The sequence below is a fragment of the Lawsonibacter celer genome, assembly GCF_014281125.1.
In the GTDB taxonomy this organism is placed as follows: Bacteria; Bacillota; Clostridia; order Oscillospirales; family Oscillospiraceae; genus Lawsonibacter_B; species Lawsonibacter_B celer.
In genome coordinates, this window is record NZ_JACOEA010000001.1 from 822,516 (window position 1) to 836,885 (window position 14,370).

General features: G+C 62.6%; 15 protein-coding genes. 4 read left to right on the forward strand and 11 right to left on the reverse strand.

Annotated features, from left to right (window positions below):
* Positions 1 to 40: 40 nt before the first annotated feature.
* The 3 genes from trxA to H9Q75_RS03990 are packed head-to-tail and all read right to left on the reverse strand — an operon-like array spanning position 41 to position 1,538.
* Positions 41 to 355, reverse strand: a complete 315-nt coding sequence (gene trxA, locus H9Q75_RS03980) for a thioredoxin (protein ID WP_186564827.1) — start codon at positions 353 to 355, stop codon at positions 41 to 43.
* 29 nt (positions 356 to 384) lie between these two features.
* Positions 385 to 1,242 (reverse strand): FAD-dependent oxidoreductase, encoded by an 858-nt coding sequence (locus H9Q75_RS03985; protein ID WP_186564828.1) that lies wholly within the window; start codon positions 1,240 to 1,242, stop codon positions 385 to 387.
* The gene (locus H9Q75_RS03990; protein ID WP_186564829.1) at positions 1,224 to 1,538 is read right to left on the reverse strand and encodes an ArsR/SmtB family transcription factor; all 315 of its coding nucleotides are present in this window, start codon (positions 1,536 to 1,538) and stop codon (positions 1,224 to 1,226) included. The genes H9Q75_RS03985 and H9Q75_RS03990 overlap by 19 nt, the downstream gene beginning before the upstream one ends.
* Positions 1,539 to 1,893: 355 nt before the next feature.
* On the opposite strand from H9Q75_RS03990, the gene H9Q75_RS03995 reads away from it, so the two are divergent.
* The 4 genes from H9Q75_RS03995 to H9Q75_RS04010 all read left to right on the forward strand — a co-directional run bounded on the left by H9Q75_RS03995 (position 1,894) and on the right by H9Q75_RS04010 (position 6,642).
* Positions 1,894 to 3,579, forward strand: coding sequence for a glutamine--tRNA ligase/YqeY domain fusion protein (locus H9Q75_RS03995; RefSeq protein WP_186564830.1), 1,686 nt, complete (start codon positions 1,894 to 1,896; stop codon positions 3,577 to 3,579).
* A gap of 55 nt (positions 3,580 to 3,634) precedes the next feature.
* Complete coding sequence (locus H9Q75_RS04000) at positions 3,635 to 4,666, forward strand: threonine aldolase family protein (protein ID WP_186565028.1); 1,032 nt, start codon at positions 3,635 to 3,637, stop codon at positions 4,664 to 4,666.
* Positions 4,667 to 4,774: 108 nt separating this feature from the next.
* Complete coding sequence (locus tag H9Q75_RS04005; protein WP_186564831.1) at positions 4,775 to 5,317, forward strand: RNA polymerase sigma factor; 543 nt, start codon at positions 4,775 to 4,777, stop codon at positions 5,315 to 5,317.
* A complete protein-coding gene (locus H9Q75_RS04010) occupies positions 5,314 to 6,642 on the forward strand; it encodes a hypothetical protein (RefSeq protein WP_186564832.1) in 1,329 nt (442 codons plus the stop codon). Before H9Q75_RS04005 ends, H9Q75_RS04010 begins: the two co-directional genes overlap by 4 nt.
* Positions 6,643 to 6,785: 143 nt before the next feature.
* Here the strand turns inward: H9Q75_RS04010 and rpoD are convergent, their stop codons facing one another.
* The 8 genes from rpoD to rpmE all read right to left on the reverse strand — a co-directional run bounded on the left by rpoD (position 6,786) and on the right by rpmE (position 14,322).
* Positions 6,786 to 8,123, reverse strand: a complete 1,338-nt coding sequence (rpoD, locus tag H9Q75_RS04015; RefSeq protein ID WP_423788626.1) for an RNA polymerase sigma factor RpoD — start codon at positions 8,121 to 8,123, stop codon at positions 6,786 to 6,788.
* Positions 8,124 to 8,129: 6 nt separating this feature from the next.
* Complete coding sequence (dnaG, locus tag H9Q75_RS04020; RefSeq protein ID WP_186564833.1) at positions 8,130 to 9,911, reverse strand: DNA primase; 1,782 nt, start codon at positions 9,909 to 9,911, stop codon at positions 8,130 to 8,132.
* 59 nt (positions 9,912 to 9,970) lie between these two features.
* On the reverse strand, positions 9,971 to 10,981 hold the full coding sequence (locus tag H9Q75_RS04025) for a deoxyguanosinetriphosphate triphosphohydrolase (protein ID WP_279287628.1): 1,011 nt from the start codon (positions 10,979 to 10,981) through the stop codon (positions 9,971 to 9,973).
* A gap of 94 nt (positions 10,982 to 11,075) precedes the next feature.
* Positions 11,076 to 11,702, reverse strand: coding sequence for an IMPACT family protein (locus H9Q75_RS04030; protein WP_186564834.1), 627 nt, complete (start codon positions 11,700 to 11,702; stop codon positions 11,076 to 11,078).
* Positions 11,699 to 12,217, reverse strand: a complete 519-nt coding sequence (locus tag H9Q75_RS04035) for a GNAT family N-acetyltransferase (RefSeq protein WP_186564835.1) — start codon at positions 12,215 to 12,217, stop codon at positions 11,699 to 11,701. The genes H9Q75_RS04030 and H9Q75_RS04035 overlap by 4 nt, the downstream gene beginning before the upstream one ends.
* Position 12,218: 1 nt before the next feature.
* Positions 12,219 to 13,511, reverse strand: a complete 1,293-nt coding sequence (gene hflX, locus H9Q75_RS04040; RefSeq protein ID WP_186564836.1) for a GTPase HflX — start codon at positions 13,509 to 13,511, stop codon at positions 12,219 to 12,221.
* Positions 13,512 to 13,514: 3 nt separating this feature from the next.
* The gene (locus H9Q75_RS04045) at positions 13,515 to 14,021 is read right to left on the reverse strand and encodes a flavin reductase family protein (protein ID WP_186564837.1); all 507 of its coding nucleotides are present in this window, start codon (positions 14,019 to 14,021) and stop codon (positions 13,515 to 13,517) included.
* Between the two features lie 94 nt (positions 14,022 to 14,115).
* Complete coding sequence (rpmE, locus tag H9Q75_RS04050; protein ID WP_186564838.1) at positions 14,116 to 14,322, reverse strand: 50S ribosomal protein L31; 207 nt, start codon at positions 14,320 to 14,322, stop codon at positions 14,116 to 14,118.
* Positions 14,323 to 14,370 lie beyond the last annotated feature (48 nt).

The window sequence follows — 14,370 nt, forward strand, 5'->3', positions numbered from 1 at the left end:
AGCCGGGCCTCTGATTGAGGTCCGGCTCTCTGTTTTTCCCTTACAGATTTGCGTCCAGCACAGCGGTAAAGCTGTCTGCGGGCATAACGCCCACCTTGCGGTCGATCTCCACGCCGTCCTTGAGGAACACCACCGTGGGGATGCTCATAACGCCGAAGCGGGCGGCCAGCTCTGGCTCGTCGTCCACATTGACCTTGCCCACCAGGGCCTTGCCCTCGTAGCGGCCGGCCAGGTCCTCAATCACCGGGGCGAGCATCTTGCACGGGCCACACCAGGAAGCCCAGAAGTCCACCATAGCCAGTCCCTGAGAGACCGCCTTGTCAAATCCGTCCTTGGTCAGATGAATGGTTGCCATAAAAATACTTCCTTTCTGTTTTCTTTAGTTTAGTTCGCTTTCTCTAATTTATCCACATATTCCGCCGCCCGGTGGCCGGCCACCTGGCCCTCGCCTACCGCTTTGGAAATCTGAAGGGGCAACCCGGTACAGTCCCCTGCGGCGAATACGCCGGGTACGCTGGTGGCCATACTTCGGTCCACCGCCAGATAACCCCCCTCCAGCTTCAGGCCGGGAAGCAGGTCCGCCGGCGCCAGAGAGGGCCGCAGGATGAACACCCCCTGACAGGGGATCTCCCGATCTCCCGCCCGCAGAGCGGTCACCCCCTGCTCCCCCAGGATCTCCGGCCGGGCCGATTTTACAAACGGGATGGCCTGGTTCAGGCCCTGGGGCTCCTTCTCACTCACGTAGGTAACCTGACAACCGATCTCCTTCAACCAGTTGGCCTCACCTGGGGCCTCATGGGTCTTGCCCACCACAACCACCGGCTTGCCCCGGTAGAGCATCCCGTCGCAGGTGGCGCAATAGCTCACCCCCGCGCCCAGGTGCTCCGCCTCCCCGGGGAGTTTGTTGGCCCGCACCACGCCGGTAGCCAGCACCAACGCCCGGGCCTGTTCCACATCGCTGCCGATACTCAGATAAAACCAGCCGCCCATGGGCATGACGCTCAGTACCTGGCCCGGCCGCCGCCGGACCCCCATGGCGTCCGCGTGGGCCTGGAAGCGGGCCAGCAGCTCCGGCCCCCTCTGATCGGGCAGCCCCAGGTAGTTGGCAATATGTTGAGAGCGGTAGACCGGATTGTCCCGGTCGTCCCCGCTGACCACCAGCACGCTCCTGTTTCTGGCCCGAACCTGCACCGCCGCCGACAGCCCCGCCGGGCCGCCGCCGATTACCGCGATGTCGTACACTGGTACTCCCCCTCCCCGTCCCCGAAGAGCGCAGCCACCACGGCGGCGATCTCCGGGTCTGCGATCTCATAATAGACCTCATTGCCCGAGCGGGCGCATTTGACAATGCCAGCCGCCTTCAGACGCATCAGATGCTGGGAGATACTGGACTGCGACTGTCCGGTGTTGGCCTCCATACAGCCCACGTTCCGGCATCCGCATTTCAGCAGTCCCCGCACAATCCGCAGCCGAAGGGGATGGGCCAGCGCCTTGAGCAGAGCCGCCTTCTCCTCATAGGAGACGTTTGTGTCGTTCATGCCTTCACCCACATTTGTTTTTTCTAATATTATTATATTATAATATTAGAATTTGTCAAGGACTTTTTTATTTTTTTCGGAGGCACTCCCGCAGGGGGCCATCATGCGGGGCATGCTCCAATGGGGTTTTCTAGGCCGATTCACTGCCATGGAAGGATGCTGGGCTGCCAAAGGAACCGTCACGGCCGCCTCAGCGGGAGCCGATCCCTACGCAGGAGCGCAAAGCCCTCTGCCCCCCGAGGGGCTATCCCCCCGGCTTCCCGTTGTTTTTTCCTCAAATTTCCGCTCCCTCTTGCTTTTTCAACGCGTTCAGGGTAAAATAGCAAATTGTATCAATACGAAGGAGTGAAACAGCATGTCAGAAGAGCTGAACCCCACTATGACGCAAAACTTCATCCATGATTTCATCGACGAGGACATCGCCCAGGGTGGTCAGTTCCAAGGCATGACCGTCCACACCCGCTTCCCGCCCGAGCCCAACGGCTACCTGCACATCGGCCACGCCAAGGCGATCTTCGTGGACTTCGGCACCGCCGAGAAGTACGGCGGGCTCTGTAACCTGCGCATGGACGACACCAACCCCACCAAGGAGGACGTGGAGTACGTGGAGGCCATCCAGGAGGACATCCACTGGCTGGGCTACGACTGGGGGGACCGCTTTTTCTTCGCCTCCGACTACTTTGAAAAGATGTACGAGTATGCGGTGGAGCTGATCCGCAAGGGGCTGGCCTACGTATGCGAGCTGACCCCTGAGGAGTTTAAGGAATACCGGGGCGACGTAAACACCCCCGCTCGCTCCCCGTGGCGGGACCGCCCGGTGGAGGAATCCCTGGACCTCTTCTCCCGGATGCGGGCCGGCGAATTTCCCAACGGCAAGTACACCCTGCGGGCCAAAATCGACCTGGCCAGCGGCAACTTCAATATGCGCGACCCGGTGATTTACCGCATCAACCACATGCACCACCACCGCCAGGGGGACAAGTGGTGCATCTACCCCATGTACGACTTCGCCCACCCCCTGGAGGACGCGCTGGAGGGGATTACCCACTCCCTCTGCTCCCTGGAGTTTGAAGATCACCGCCCCCTCTACGACTGGGTCATCGCCAACTGCCCCGTCCCCGCCAGGCCCCGGCAGATCGAGTTCGCCCGTCTGGGTATCAACTACACCGTCATGAGCAAGCGCAAGCTGCGCCAGCTGGTGGAGGAGGGCCGGGTGTCCGGCTGGGACGACCCCCGCATGCCCACCCTCTGCGGCCTGCGCCGGCGGGGCTATACCCCCCGGGCCATCCGCAATTTCTCCGAGCGCAACGGCGTGAGCAAGGCGGCCTCCACTGTGGAGTTCGCCTTCCTGGAGCACTGCCTGCGGGAGGACCTGAACGAGACCGCCCAGCGGGTCATGGCGGTGCTCCGCCCGGTGCGACTGACCATCACTAACTACCCCGAGGGGCAGAGCGAGACCGTCACCGTGGAGAACAACCCCAACCGGCCCGAGGACGGCACCCGGCAGGTCTCCTTCTCCCGCCACCTGTGGGTGGAGGCGGAGGACTTCCTGGAGATCCCCGTACCCAAGTACAAGCGGCTCTATCCCGGCGGCCCTGAGTGCCGCTTGAAGGGGGCCTATCTCATCACCTGTACCGGCTGTGAGAAGGACGAAAACGGCAATGTGACCGAGATCTTCGCCACCTATGACCCGGAGAGCCGGGGGGGCGACCCTGCCGACGGCCGCAAGGTAAAGGGGGCCACCATCCACTGGGTGGACGCCGACACCGCCGTGGACGCGGAGGTGCGGCTGTATGACAACCTGTTTACCGACGCAGAGCCGGACGCCGGGGACAAGAACTTCCTGGACTGCCTCAACCCCAGCTCCCTGGAGGTGCTCCCCCACGCCAAGGTGGAGGCCGGCCTGGCCGGTGCGGAGGCCCCCGCCTCCTTCCAGTTCCTGCGGCAGGGCTATTTCTGCGTGGACAATAAGGACTCCGGCCCGGAGCATCTGGTGTTCAACCGCTCCGTTGGCCTGAAGGACAGCTTTAAAGTAAAGTGATTCCCAGACGGGGCGGGCTCTGCCCGCCCCGTCTTTTCGAAAAGGAGAGGTTATGATGTACAACTTCCGCAACGACTACTCCCAGGGGGCCCATCCCAGGGTGCTGGAGGCCCTGGCGGCCACCAATCTGGAGGGCAACATCGGCTACGGCGAGGACCCCCACTGCGCCCGGGCCGCTCAGCTAATCCGGGACCTGTGCCAGGCCCCCCAGGCTGACGTGCAGTTCCTCATCGGCGGGACCCAGACCAATTTCATTGCCATCTGCGCCTTCCTCCGCCCCTGGGAAGGGGTCATCTGTGCGGACACCGGGCACATCAACGGCCATGAATCCGGCGCGGTGGAGGCCACCGGGCACAAGCTCATCACAGTCCCCGGCGGGCTGGAGGGCAAGCTGACCCCGGCAGGCATCCGGCAGGCGGTGCAGGCCCTGGACAACCCCCACGTGGTCAACCCCGGGCTGGTATACATCACCGACGCCACGGAAAACGGCACCCTCTACACTCTGGCTGAGCTGGAGGCCATCTCCGCCTGCTGCAGGGAGCTGGGGCTGCTCCTCTTTCTGGATGGCGCGCGGTTGGGATGCGCCTTGGCCTCCCCGGCCAACGACGTGACCCTGCCTGACCTGGCCCGGCTCACCGACGCATTTTACATCGGCGGCACCAAGAACGGCGCGCTGATGGGCGAGGCGCTGGTGCTGTGCAATCCCGCGCTTCAGCCCCACTTCTTCACCCTGAAAAAGCAACGGGGCGGTGTGCTGGCCAAGGGCTGGCTGCTGGGGGTGCAGTTTGAGGAGCTGTTCCGGGACGGGCTGTACTTCGACATGGCCAGCCACGCCAATGAGATGGCCGCCCGGCTCCAGGACGGCCTGCGAGCACTGGGGATTCCTCTGTATGTGGAGTCCTCTACCAACCAGATTTTCCCGGTGGTCTCCGGCGCGCTGCGGGAACGGCTGCGCGGGCTGGTCCAGTTCGAGGACTGGTGCCCCGGCGAGGGGGCGGACGAGCATGTCATCCGGTTCGTCGCTAGCTTCGCCACCAGTGAACAGGAGGTGCAGGGCTTCCTGCGTGATCTGGTCGGTTTGCTGTAAGAGACCGTCCGCCCAAGGGGGCGGACGGCTTTTTCTTTTTCCGCTGAAACCTTTTTTCCCAGCTTCCGTATTACCAGAAAGAACTAGTTCTGAAAGGAGGCGGCAGGTATGACGGACGAGGCGCTGGCCCGGCGGCTGGCAAAGGGGAGCCGGGCGGCCCTGGACCAGGCCGTGACACGCTTTACCCCCTATGTCAGCGCCGTGGCCTGGCGGGTACTGGCCGCCTCCCCCGCCACCCGGGAGGATTTGGAGGAGGTGGTAGCCGACGTGTTTCTGGCCCTGTGGCGGCACGCGGCGGAGGTCGAACCGTCCCGGGTGCGCACCTGGCTGGGAGCGGTGGCCAAAAACCGGGCCATTGACCGCCTGCGGGCGTGCTCCCCCACCCTCCCCCTGTGCGAAGCCGACGTAGACACCCGCCCCGGCCCCGAGGAGCAGTCCCTACAACGGGAGCGGGCCGCCCGGCTGCTCGCCGCAGTGGAATCCCTGGAGGAACCCGACCGCACCCTCTTTCTCCGACACTACTATGAGGGGGAACGGCTCAAGGATGTGGCCCGGGCGCTGGGGCTAAACCAAGCCACGGCTAAGACCAGGCTCCACCGGGGCCGCAAGCGCTTGAAACAGCAGTTGACCGAAGGAGGGGAAGAAGCATGAAACAGCATCTGGAACAACTCTGGGCGGAGATCTACCCCACCGCCGGCCCCTGCCCGGCGGTGGACCCGGACCACATCCGTCAGCGGGTCCATGCCGCCCTGGAGGCCGTCCCCTCAGAAAGGAGAACCCCTATGAGGAAAAAATTCCGCATGGCCCTGGTGCTGGCCGCCGTATTGGCCGCCCTGGCCGGGACCGCCCTGGCGGTGGTCTACCACTATCACACCGCGTTGGAGTATTTTGACGGAGACACCGCGCCCCTGGAGTCTGCGGTCCAGGCTGTGGATGAAACGCTGGAGAACGACTCCTACCGCGTCCATGTGGACAGTGTGCTCTCCGATTCCCACAGCACCGTCCTGGGCCTGTCCATTGAGGCGCTGAACGAGGAGGCCCAAGCGGCCCTGATGGAAACGCGCTTTATGCCCCTTTCCATTCTTCACCTGGAGGCGGAGCAGACCGACTCCTCCACCATCTCCTTCTCCTTTACCAGCGAACAGGCCGAGGCGTCCGTGCGCCGCTTCAGTCTGCGCCTAGAGGGCGTGGGCGCGCCCAACACCCTCCGGCTGTCCCTGGTGGGCGCGCCGGAGGGCAGTGGTCTCACCCTGCCTCTGGAGACCGCCCTGGTGGGCCGCTCCGTGCAGTCGGCCGTCCCCTTGGACGACGGCCGGGAACATGTCATCCGCTCCTGCACCCTCAACCCCACCGGGATCGAGCTGGAGGTGGAATTTGCCGCGCCTGTCCGTGGCGACCGCATCGTGGAGTTCTGCTTCCGGATGGTGGACGGCTCCCTGAAAACCCTCTCCCAGTGGAACGGCGCTCCCCTCTGGCTGAACAGCTCCCATATTCCAACCGAGGACGGCTCCATCCGCTACCGCTATTGGGCGACCTTCCGCACCCTGTTGGACCCACAGGAGGTGGCAGGCGTGCTGCTCAACGGCATGGAGTACTCCTTCCTGGAGCCGGACCGCGCCGTCCCCGCTGAAATTTCGGAGACTCTGCGGCCCTTCCTGACCCCCTTTGTGGAGCGCGGCGAACATTTCTATTTCTCCGCTCAGGACGCCTTCCGCCGACTGGGCGCTTCACTGGAACAGGAGGATGAGCGCTTTGTGATCCGCTACCTGGATCATACCCTGTGTCTCACCCCCAATGAGACCGCCGCGCGGCTGGACGACGAGCCCATTACCCTGTCGATTCCGCCGCTTCAGGAGGGGGAGAACCTGCTTCTGATCCGGGAATGCCTCCAGCTGCTCGGCCTGGACTGCCGCATGTACTACCCCGAGGCGGGGCAACCGGTCCACGCGCCGGACGACTGGGTGGTCAGCCCCTGAGTCACCATGAAAACAGACAAGGCGCTGCCAAAAGCAGCGCCTTGCCTGTTTTGTTTTTTTAATAAAACGTTTTGCGCTTTGGGGCGCAAGAGGGCACCCCCTGGAAACTGCGCCCCTATGAGCGGCAGCCGGCTGCCGCTGCTTTAGTTCAGGAAGTCTTTGAGTTTTTTGCTCCTGGAGGGATGCCTTAGTTTCCGCAGGGCCTTGGCCTCGATCTGGCGGATGCGCTCACGGGTGACGTTGAACTCCTTGCCCACCTCTTCCAGTGTGCGGGTGCGGCCGTCCTCAATGCCGAAGCGCAGCTTGAGCACCTTCTCCTCCCGGGGGGTGAGGGTGCCCAGCACATCCACCAGCTGTTCCTTCAAAAGGGCAAAGCTGGCGGCCTCGGAGGGCTCGGAGGCGTCCTCGTCCGGGATGAAATCCCCCAGGTGGGAGTCCTCCTCCTCGCCGATGGGGGTCTCCAAGCTGACCGGCTCCTGGGCGATTTTCAAAATCTCCCGCACCTTGTCCACGGGCATGGACATCTCCTCCGCGATCTCCTCAGGCGAGGGGTCATGGCCCAGCTCCTGGAGCAGCTGACGGGAGACCCGGATGACCTTGTTGATCGTCTCCACCATATGCACCGGGATGCGGATGGTGCGGGCCTGGTCGGCGATGGCCCGGGTGATGGCCTGGCGGATCCACCAGGTGGCGTAGGTGGAAAATTTATAGCCCTTGGTGTAGTCGAATTTTTCCACGGCCTTGATCAGCCCCAGGTTGCCCTCCTGGATCAGGTCCAGGAACAGCATCCCGCGGCCCACATACCGCTTGGCAATAGACACCACCAGGCGCAGGTTGGCCTCGGCCAGGCGCTGCTTGGCCGCTTCTCCCTTGGCCACCAGGCGCTTGAGCTCCTTCTCGTCCTCGGCGGAGAGAACGGCAGGCTCCCCCGCCTTTCGGGCGCGTTCGGCCTCTTCCAGCTGCTCCTTGGCGGCGTCTCCCGCGCCCATGTCCTGGGCCAGCTCGATCTCCTCCTCCGGGGTGAGCAGGTTGACCTTGCCGATCTCCTTCAGATACATGCGCACCGGGTCGTCGATACCGAAGGAGTCCACCAGGGTGTTGGGGTCCACAATCTCCTCTTCCGGGATCTCCTCGATCTCCTCCACAGGCGGGACCGCGTCGTCGGGCAGCTCGGGCAGATAGTCCTCTCCCACGGTATCAATCCCCAGGTTCTCCAGGGTATCGTAGATTTTGTCCATCTGCTCGCTTTCCAAGTCCAGGTTCTCCAGTACGTCCATCAGCTCACTGGAGGATAACTTGCCTTTTTTCTTGCCCCGCTCGATCAGCTCGGACAGTTTTTCCGCACCCTGGACGCCTTCGACCACCTTCATGATCTCGATCTTGCCCTGTTCCATCTTCTCTTCATTGGTGATCTGGTTTTTTTTCTGATCCTCCAGAGTCAGGATAAACTCCCTCTTCTCGGCGGTCATCTTTTCACTCATGTGTGGTCATCCTCCATAGCTTTTCTTCTCTCTGTATTTCTCACGCGCCGCCAGCAGCGGGTCCGTTCCTTCAGGTCCCACCCGCTTGAGGGCCTCGGTCTCAATGGTCTCTATGTAGTCCTTCATGGCCTTCCGGCCGTTGGACAAGTCCTCCGGCTGGTCCAGCACAGAGGCAAGATGGCTCATCTCCGCGCCGGTCAGCACGCCGGCCAGAGCGGCCAGCTGCGTGCTGCGCCCCTCCCTGTGCCGCTGCCGCAGCAGGGAAAAAATCTTTCCCAGCACCGGCGAGGAGAACTGCCCCTCATCCAGCCGCTCCGTCTCCGGAAACAGCGCGGGCTCCAAAAGCAGCAGGCGGAGCACCCCTTCCTCCGCCCGGGCGGAGCGGATATTGGTGTAGCGCAGCTCCCGTTCCTTTGGCTGAAGCTGCACCGCCGGCGTCAGATCCCGGCGCTGCTGTTTCTTTTTCGCCTGCCAGGTCCGGTTTTTCCGCCAGCGCTCCACTTCCTGCGCGAAGGCCGCGCCGGAGATCCCGGCCGCCGCCGCGGCCTTGTTGCCATAGATCTCCCGCTCGATTGGGCTTGGCAGGGCGGCCACCGCTTCCACTGCCTCTTTTAGGAAGGCCATGCGACCCTCCTCCTCGTCCAGGTTGTGATTCCCGATCAGGACCTCCAGCCGGTAGTCGTTCTTGCCCGCGCTGCTGTTGAGGCATTTCTCAAAGACGGCAGGGCCGAATTTTTTGACAAAATCGTCCGGATCCTGCTTGACGGGCTTCCCCTCGCCGTCATAGGCGTTGGGCAGCTGGAGCACCCGCACGTTCAGGTCGGCGTTTTTCAGAATATTGAGCACCCGGTCGGTGGATTTTTTTCCCGCCGGGTCATTGTCATAGCAGAGCACCAGCTCCTTGGTGTAGCGGGCCAGGATGCGGGCGTGCTCCTCCGTAAGCGCGGTGCCCATGGTGGCCACCACATTATCAAACCCGGCCTGGTGCAGGGTGATCACATCAATATTGCCCTCCACCAGCACCAAATTGGGGCGCTTGGTGTTCTTGGCAAAATTGAGGGCGTAGATGAGCCGCCCCTTTTTAAAGAGCGCGGTCTCCGGCGTGTTGAGGTACTTGGCCCCCTCCTCGCCGGGGAGGATGCGGCTGGTAAAGCCCACCACGTCCCCCCGCACATCAATCACCGGAAGCATGAGCCGGGCGCGGAATTTATCGTACACGCCCCCATTCTTCCCCGCTACGGTAAGTCCGGCGTCGATGAGCTCCATTTTACTGTACCCCTTGGCGGTGAGTGCCTTGGTCAGGCCATCCCACTGGTCCGGGGCGGCCCCCAGGCCGAACCGGGTGGCCGTGCGGGGAGTCAGCTGCCGCTGGGCGATGTATTCCCGCACCCGCGCGCCGCCGGGACTCTTCAGGTATTCATGGTAGAAACGGGCGGCGTCCCGGTTGGCCGCCAGGGCCCGGGCCTTCTTTTTCCGCGCCTGATCGTCCGTGTCCCCCTCTGGGACCTCCATTCCGGCCCGCTTGGCCAGCAGCCGCACCGCGTCCGGGAAAGAGAGGTTTTCCATCTCCATAATAAAGGAGATCACCCCGCCCCCCTTGCCGCAGCCGAAGCAGTGGTAAATCTGCCTCTCCGGCGAGACGGAAAAGGAAGGGGTCTTTTCGTTGTGGAACGGGCAGAGTCCCCACAAATTGCCCCCCTTCCGCTTGAGGGACACATAGGAGGACACCACGTCGGAAATCTCACTGCGGGCCACCAATTCGTCAATGAATAGTTCCGGAATGGCCATAATTGTCCCCCTTTCCCGCTTTTTTCTTATCCTTGCCGTAATTTTACGGAACTATACGGCTATTTTACGCCCCACGCCTTGGGGATGAAGGCTTCGCCGAACTGCTCCACCGCATATTTGTCCGTCATGCCGGAGATGTAGTCGCAGACGGCGCGCTCCACACCCTCCCGGATCCGGATGGTCTGAAATTCCGGAGGAAGCTTGTCCGGGTCGGCCGCATAATACTCAAACAGCCGCCGGAGCATATCCTGTGCCTTGCCCTCCTCCCCCTTGGCCACCGGGTTGCGGTAGACAAATTCAAACATGAACTCCCGCAGCTCATGCATGGCCCGGGCACACGCGGGGGACTGAAGGATCTCGTTTTTCCCGGCGCTGGAGCGGATGATATCTACCGTCAAGGTGTTGATTCGCTCGGAATGGGTAAAGCCCAACACCTGGGACACGCTCAGGGGAATGTCCATAGGGTAAATGATTTTGCCCCGGATGGCGTCGTCAATGTCATGGTTGATGTAGGCAATCTTATCCGCCAGGCGAAGAATACGTCCCTCCAGCGTCTCCGCCTGATCCGGTCCGGTGTGGCAGAGGATGCCCCGGCGCACCTCATAGGTCAGATTGAGCCCCTCGCCGTCCTGTTCCAGGCAGTCCACCACCCGAAGAGACTGCTCATTGTGGCGGAAGCCGCCGGGCATGATCTCGTCCAGCACCCGCTCCCCAGCGTGGCCGAAGGGAGTGTGGCCCAAATCGTGGCCATAGGCTGCGGCCTCGGTCAGATCCTCATTGAGCCGGAGGCTCCGGGCGATAGTGCGGGCAATCCGGGCCACCTCGATGGTATGGGTCATGCGGGTGCGGTAGTGGTCCCCCTCCGGCTCCAGAAAGACCTGGGTCTTGTGCTTGAGCCGCCGGAAGGCCTTGGAGTGGACAATCCGGTCAATATCCCGCTGGAAGCACGTACGGGTGGGGCAATCCTCCAGCGGTACCCTGCGCCCTTGGGAGCGCGCCGCCGGGCAGGCAAAGGGGGACAGGTTCCGCAGCTCCAGCATCTCCTGTTCCTCCCGAATCGTCTCTGACAAGGAGTTCCACCTCCCATTTGCTTCTTATTTACTATATACACCTTTTTTGACGAAAACCCTTCTTCTTTTCCGAAGATTAACGGTTTGTTCATATTTATTTCAGGGGGGCCGCCCGGAATACCTCTTCTTCCACAAGGGGGACCACGCCTCCGGCGGTCAATTCTGTGATTTTTACTGTAAAGTGTTCCACCCTGTCAGTTGGAAGAAGTGCATGCACGGTGACCTGGTCGGCGTACTCCGTCTCCCCCAGCACGCCGCCGCAGGCCTCCACCTCCAGCCGGACCCGCTCAAAGAACGAATAGGGGCAGGGGATCGCTGTCTGGAGCCAGGGGCGCACCACGGAGATTCCCGCCGCGTCCAGCGCGTCCTTGGCGGCCTGGGTGTAGGCCCGAACCAAGCCGCCGGCCCCCAGCAGCACCCCGCCGAAGTAACGGGTCACCACGCAGCACACGTTCTCCACTCCCTCCCGCTGGAACACGCTGAGCATGGGTTGACCCGCAGTGCCCTGGGGCTCCCCATCGTCAGAATAGCGCTCCGCACCGCCGTGCAGGCGATAGCACCAGCAGTTGTGGCGGGCGTCGTAGTGCTTCTTTTTCACCGCCTCGATACAGGCCCGCGCCTGGGCCTCGTCCTCCGCCGCAAACACCTGGCCGATAAAACGGGAGCGCTTCTCCACCAGCTCGGCCTGGGCCGGGCCGGTAGGAACGTAATATTCGCTCATCCCACACACTCCTTCCGCAGCAGGGCGTACATGCAGTAGTCGCAGAGCGCTCCATTCTTGTATGCGCCCTGACGCATCACGCCCTCCAGCGTGAAGCCCGCCTTCTCCAGCACCCGGCGGGAGCCGGTGTTCCAGGCGAAGGGCTCGGCAAAAATACGCGCAATGTCCCAGCGCTGAAAGGCCTCCCGGCACAGCCGGCCCACAGCGGCGGTCATAATACCCCGACCCCAATGCTCCTCCGCCAGCCAGTAGCCCAGCTCCCCGCTGCAGCGGTATACATCTCCGCCCCGGAACACTCCGACGCTCCCCACCGCGCGGCCGTCCACCACAATCGCCCGGCAGAGCTGGCGGCGCTCGTCTCCCCGGAGGCAGCTCTCCACATACGCCTGCGCGTCCTTCCGTCCATAGGGAGAGGGAAAAATATCCCGAAGGTTCCGGGCGATGTGTTCATTGTCTGCGTACTGCTCCAGGCCTTCGGCATCCTCCGCCCGCCAGGGTCTGAGTTCAAACTCCATCTCAGTCCTCCCAGGGGTGCTTCGGGGGCGTCCAGCCGGAGACGATATACTCCTTCAGCCGCCCCAGCTGGACCGGGGTACAGACCGCCGTGACCTCAATGGCCTCCCCATATTCCACCTGCTCCACCTTGGCCTGGCGGTGGAGCAGATCCAGCAGCCCCCCCTGGTCGTAGGGCAGGCGCAGCACCACCCGGTGGGCACCGGCGTCCAGCCGGTCCCCGATCATGGACAGCAGGGCGTCCATTCCCTGGCCGGTCCGTGCAGAGACGGAGACGATCTCCGGCCCGTGGGGCACAATGTCGCCGGTGTACAGGTCGCACTTGTTGAACACGTCGATGCGGGGCGTTTTCCCCGCCCCCAGCTCCTGAATGAGCTGCTCCACAATTTCCACCTGGCTCCGCCACTCCAGGTTGGAAGCGTCAATGACGTGGAGCAGCAAATCGGCGTACTCCAGCTCCTCCAAGGTGGCCTTGAAGGCCTCCACCAAGTGGTGGGGCAGCTTGCGGATAAAGCCCACCGTATCGGAGAGGAGTACCGTGCAGGTGTCAGAGATCTCCAGGGTGCGGGTGGTGGTGTCCAGGGTGTCGAACAGGCGGTTGTTTGCCGGGATGTCCGCGCCCGTGAGCCGGTTGAGCAGGGTGGATTTGCCCGCGTTGGTATAGCCCACAATGGCCACCACTGGCACCTCGTTCTTCTCCCGGCGCAGGCGCTGGGTGGCCCGCACCCGGCGTACCTGCTCCAGCTCCTCCTGAAGCTTGGAGATCTTGCGGCGGATGTGCCGCCGGTCGCTCTCCAGCTGGGTCTCGCCCGGGCCGCGGGTGCCGATGGCGCCCTCCTGCCGCTCCAGGTGCTTCCACATGCCGATCAGCCGGGGCAGCAGGTACTGGTATTGGGCCAGCTCCACCTGGAGGCGGCCCTCCTTGGTCTGAGCCCGCTGGGCAAAGATGTCCAGGATCAGGGCGGAGCGGTCGATGACCGGCACGCCCAGGTCCTCGGTCAGGGCCCGCTGCTGGGAGGGGGAGAGGGCATTGTCGAAGATTACCATATCCGCCCCAGCGTTCTGAACCAGCTCCTTGACCTCAGCGGTCTTGCCCTCGCCGATGAAGGTACGCGGGTCCGGGGTATCCTTGTTCTGGAGCACGCTGCCCACGCATACCCCGCCGGCGGTCTCCAGCAGGGCCTCCAGCTCCTCCATGGAGCTGTCCGTAGCGCAGTCCTCCCGGGGGAGGCTGTGGGCGTTCAGACCCACCAGCACCGCCCGGTTGATGTTTTCTTTCGTATGGGTATCTGTCATAGACTATCCTCTCTTATAGGCCTCCACAATCTCGCCCACATAGACGCGGTGGTAATCCTTCTGGGCGTAAAAGCGGCTGTCGATCTCCAGATCCAGGAAGTGGTCCGGGTCCATATCCTGCCAGTAGAGCTTGCGGCACACCAGCACCAGGCGGGCCTGCTCAAAATAGGGCGCGCCGCCTTCGCCCTCAACCACAGTAAAACCGCACTCCTTAATCTTGTCCACGTCCCTGCCGCTCTTGGTGCCGCACAGGTTGAGGGCGTCCCGCCAGGACTCGTCAAACACGCTGATGGTAAAGCAGTCGCTCTGCTCCACAAATTCATAGGTATAGCGCTGGGGGCGGATATAGACGGTAGCCACATTTCTACCCCACAGCACGCCCAGCCCGCCCCAGCTGGCGGTCATGGTGTTGCAGCGCTCCTTTGTGCCCGCGGTGATGAGCAGCCAGTCGCTGCCGATGGTGGAAAAAACGTTGTCCTGGATGGTTTTCGGGTCGATTTTGGTCAGCATAGAGCGTCCTCCCTTTCTGTTCTTCGTCTAGTATATGCCGCGAATGAGAAAAAGAGCCCGTACCAAAACCGGTACAGGCTCTCTCAATACCAACTTACTTCTGGTCCAGGCCGAACTTCTTGTTGAAGCGGCTGACACGTCCGCCAGTATCCACCATCTTCTGCTTCCCGGTGAAGAAGGGGTGACACTTGGAGCAGACTTCGACGCGAATGTCCTTCTTGGTAGACCCGGTTTCGATCACGTTACCACAGGCACATTTGATGGTCGTCTGTTCGTAGTTGGGATGGATGCCTTCCTTCATGTGTGTTCACCTCTTTCTCGTTCTGGGTAAGGCGGCGCAGCAAACCTC

Bases quoted from the DNA above. Each gene is read 5' to 3' on its own strand.
- H9Q75_RS04045 (WP_186564837.1), bottom strand. From the start codon at position 14,021: ATGCTGACCAAAATCGACCCGAAAACCATCCAGGACAACGTTTTTTCC.
- hflX (WP_186564836.1), bottom strand. From the start codon at position 13,511: ATGACAGATACCCATACGAAAGAAAACATCAACCGGGCGGTGCTGGTG.
- H9Q75_RS03990 (WP_186564829.1), bottom strand. From the start codon at position 1,538: ATGAACGACACAAACGTCTCCTATGAGGAGAAGGCGGCTCTGCTCAAG.
- H9Q75_RS04000 (WP_186565028.1), top strand. From the start codon at position 3,635: ATGTACAACTTCCGCAACGACTACTCCCAGGGGGCCCATCCCAGGGTG.
- dnaG (WP_186564833.1), bottom strand. From the start codon at position 9,911: ATGGCCATTCCGGAACTATTCATTGACGAATTGGTGGCCCGCAGTGAG.
- H9Q75_RS04030 (WP_186564834.1), bottom strand. From the start codon at position 11,702: ATGAGCGAATATTACGTTCCTACCGGCCCGGCCCAGGCCGAGCTGGTG.
- rpoD (WP_423788626.1), bottom strand. From the start codon at position 8,123: ATGAGTGAAAAGATGACCGCCGAGAAGAGGGAGTTTATCCTGACTCTG.
- H9Q75_RS04005 (WP_186564831.1), top strand. From the start codon at position 4,775: ATGACGGACGAGGCGCTGGCCCGGCGGCTGGCAAAGGGGAGCCGGGCG.
- rpmE (WP_186564838.1), bottom strand. From the start codon at position 14,322: ATGAAGGAAGGCATCCATCCCAACTACGAACAGACGACCATCAAATGT.
- H9Q75_RS04010 (WP_186564832.1), top strand. From the start codon at position 5,314: ATGAAACAGCATCTGGAACAACTCTGGGCGGAGATCTACCCCACCGCC.
- trxA (WP_186564827.1), bottom strand. From the start codon at position 355: ATGGCAACCATTCATCTGACCAAGGACGGATTTGACAAGGCGGTCTCT.
- H9Q75_RS03995 (WP_186564830.1), top strand. From the start codon at position 1,894: ATGTCAGAAGAGCTGAACCCCACTATGACGCAAAACTTCATCCATGAT.
- H9Q75_RS04035 (WP_186564835.1), bottom strand. From the start codon at position 12,217: ATGGAGTTTGAACTCAGACCCTGGCGGGCGGAGGATGCCGAAGGCCTG.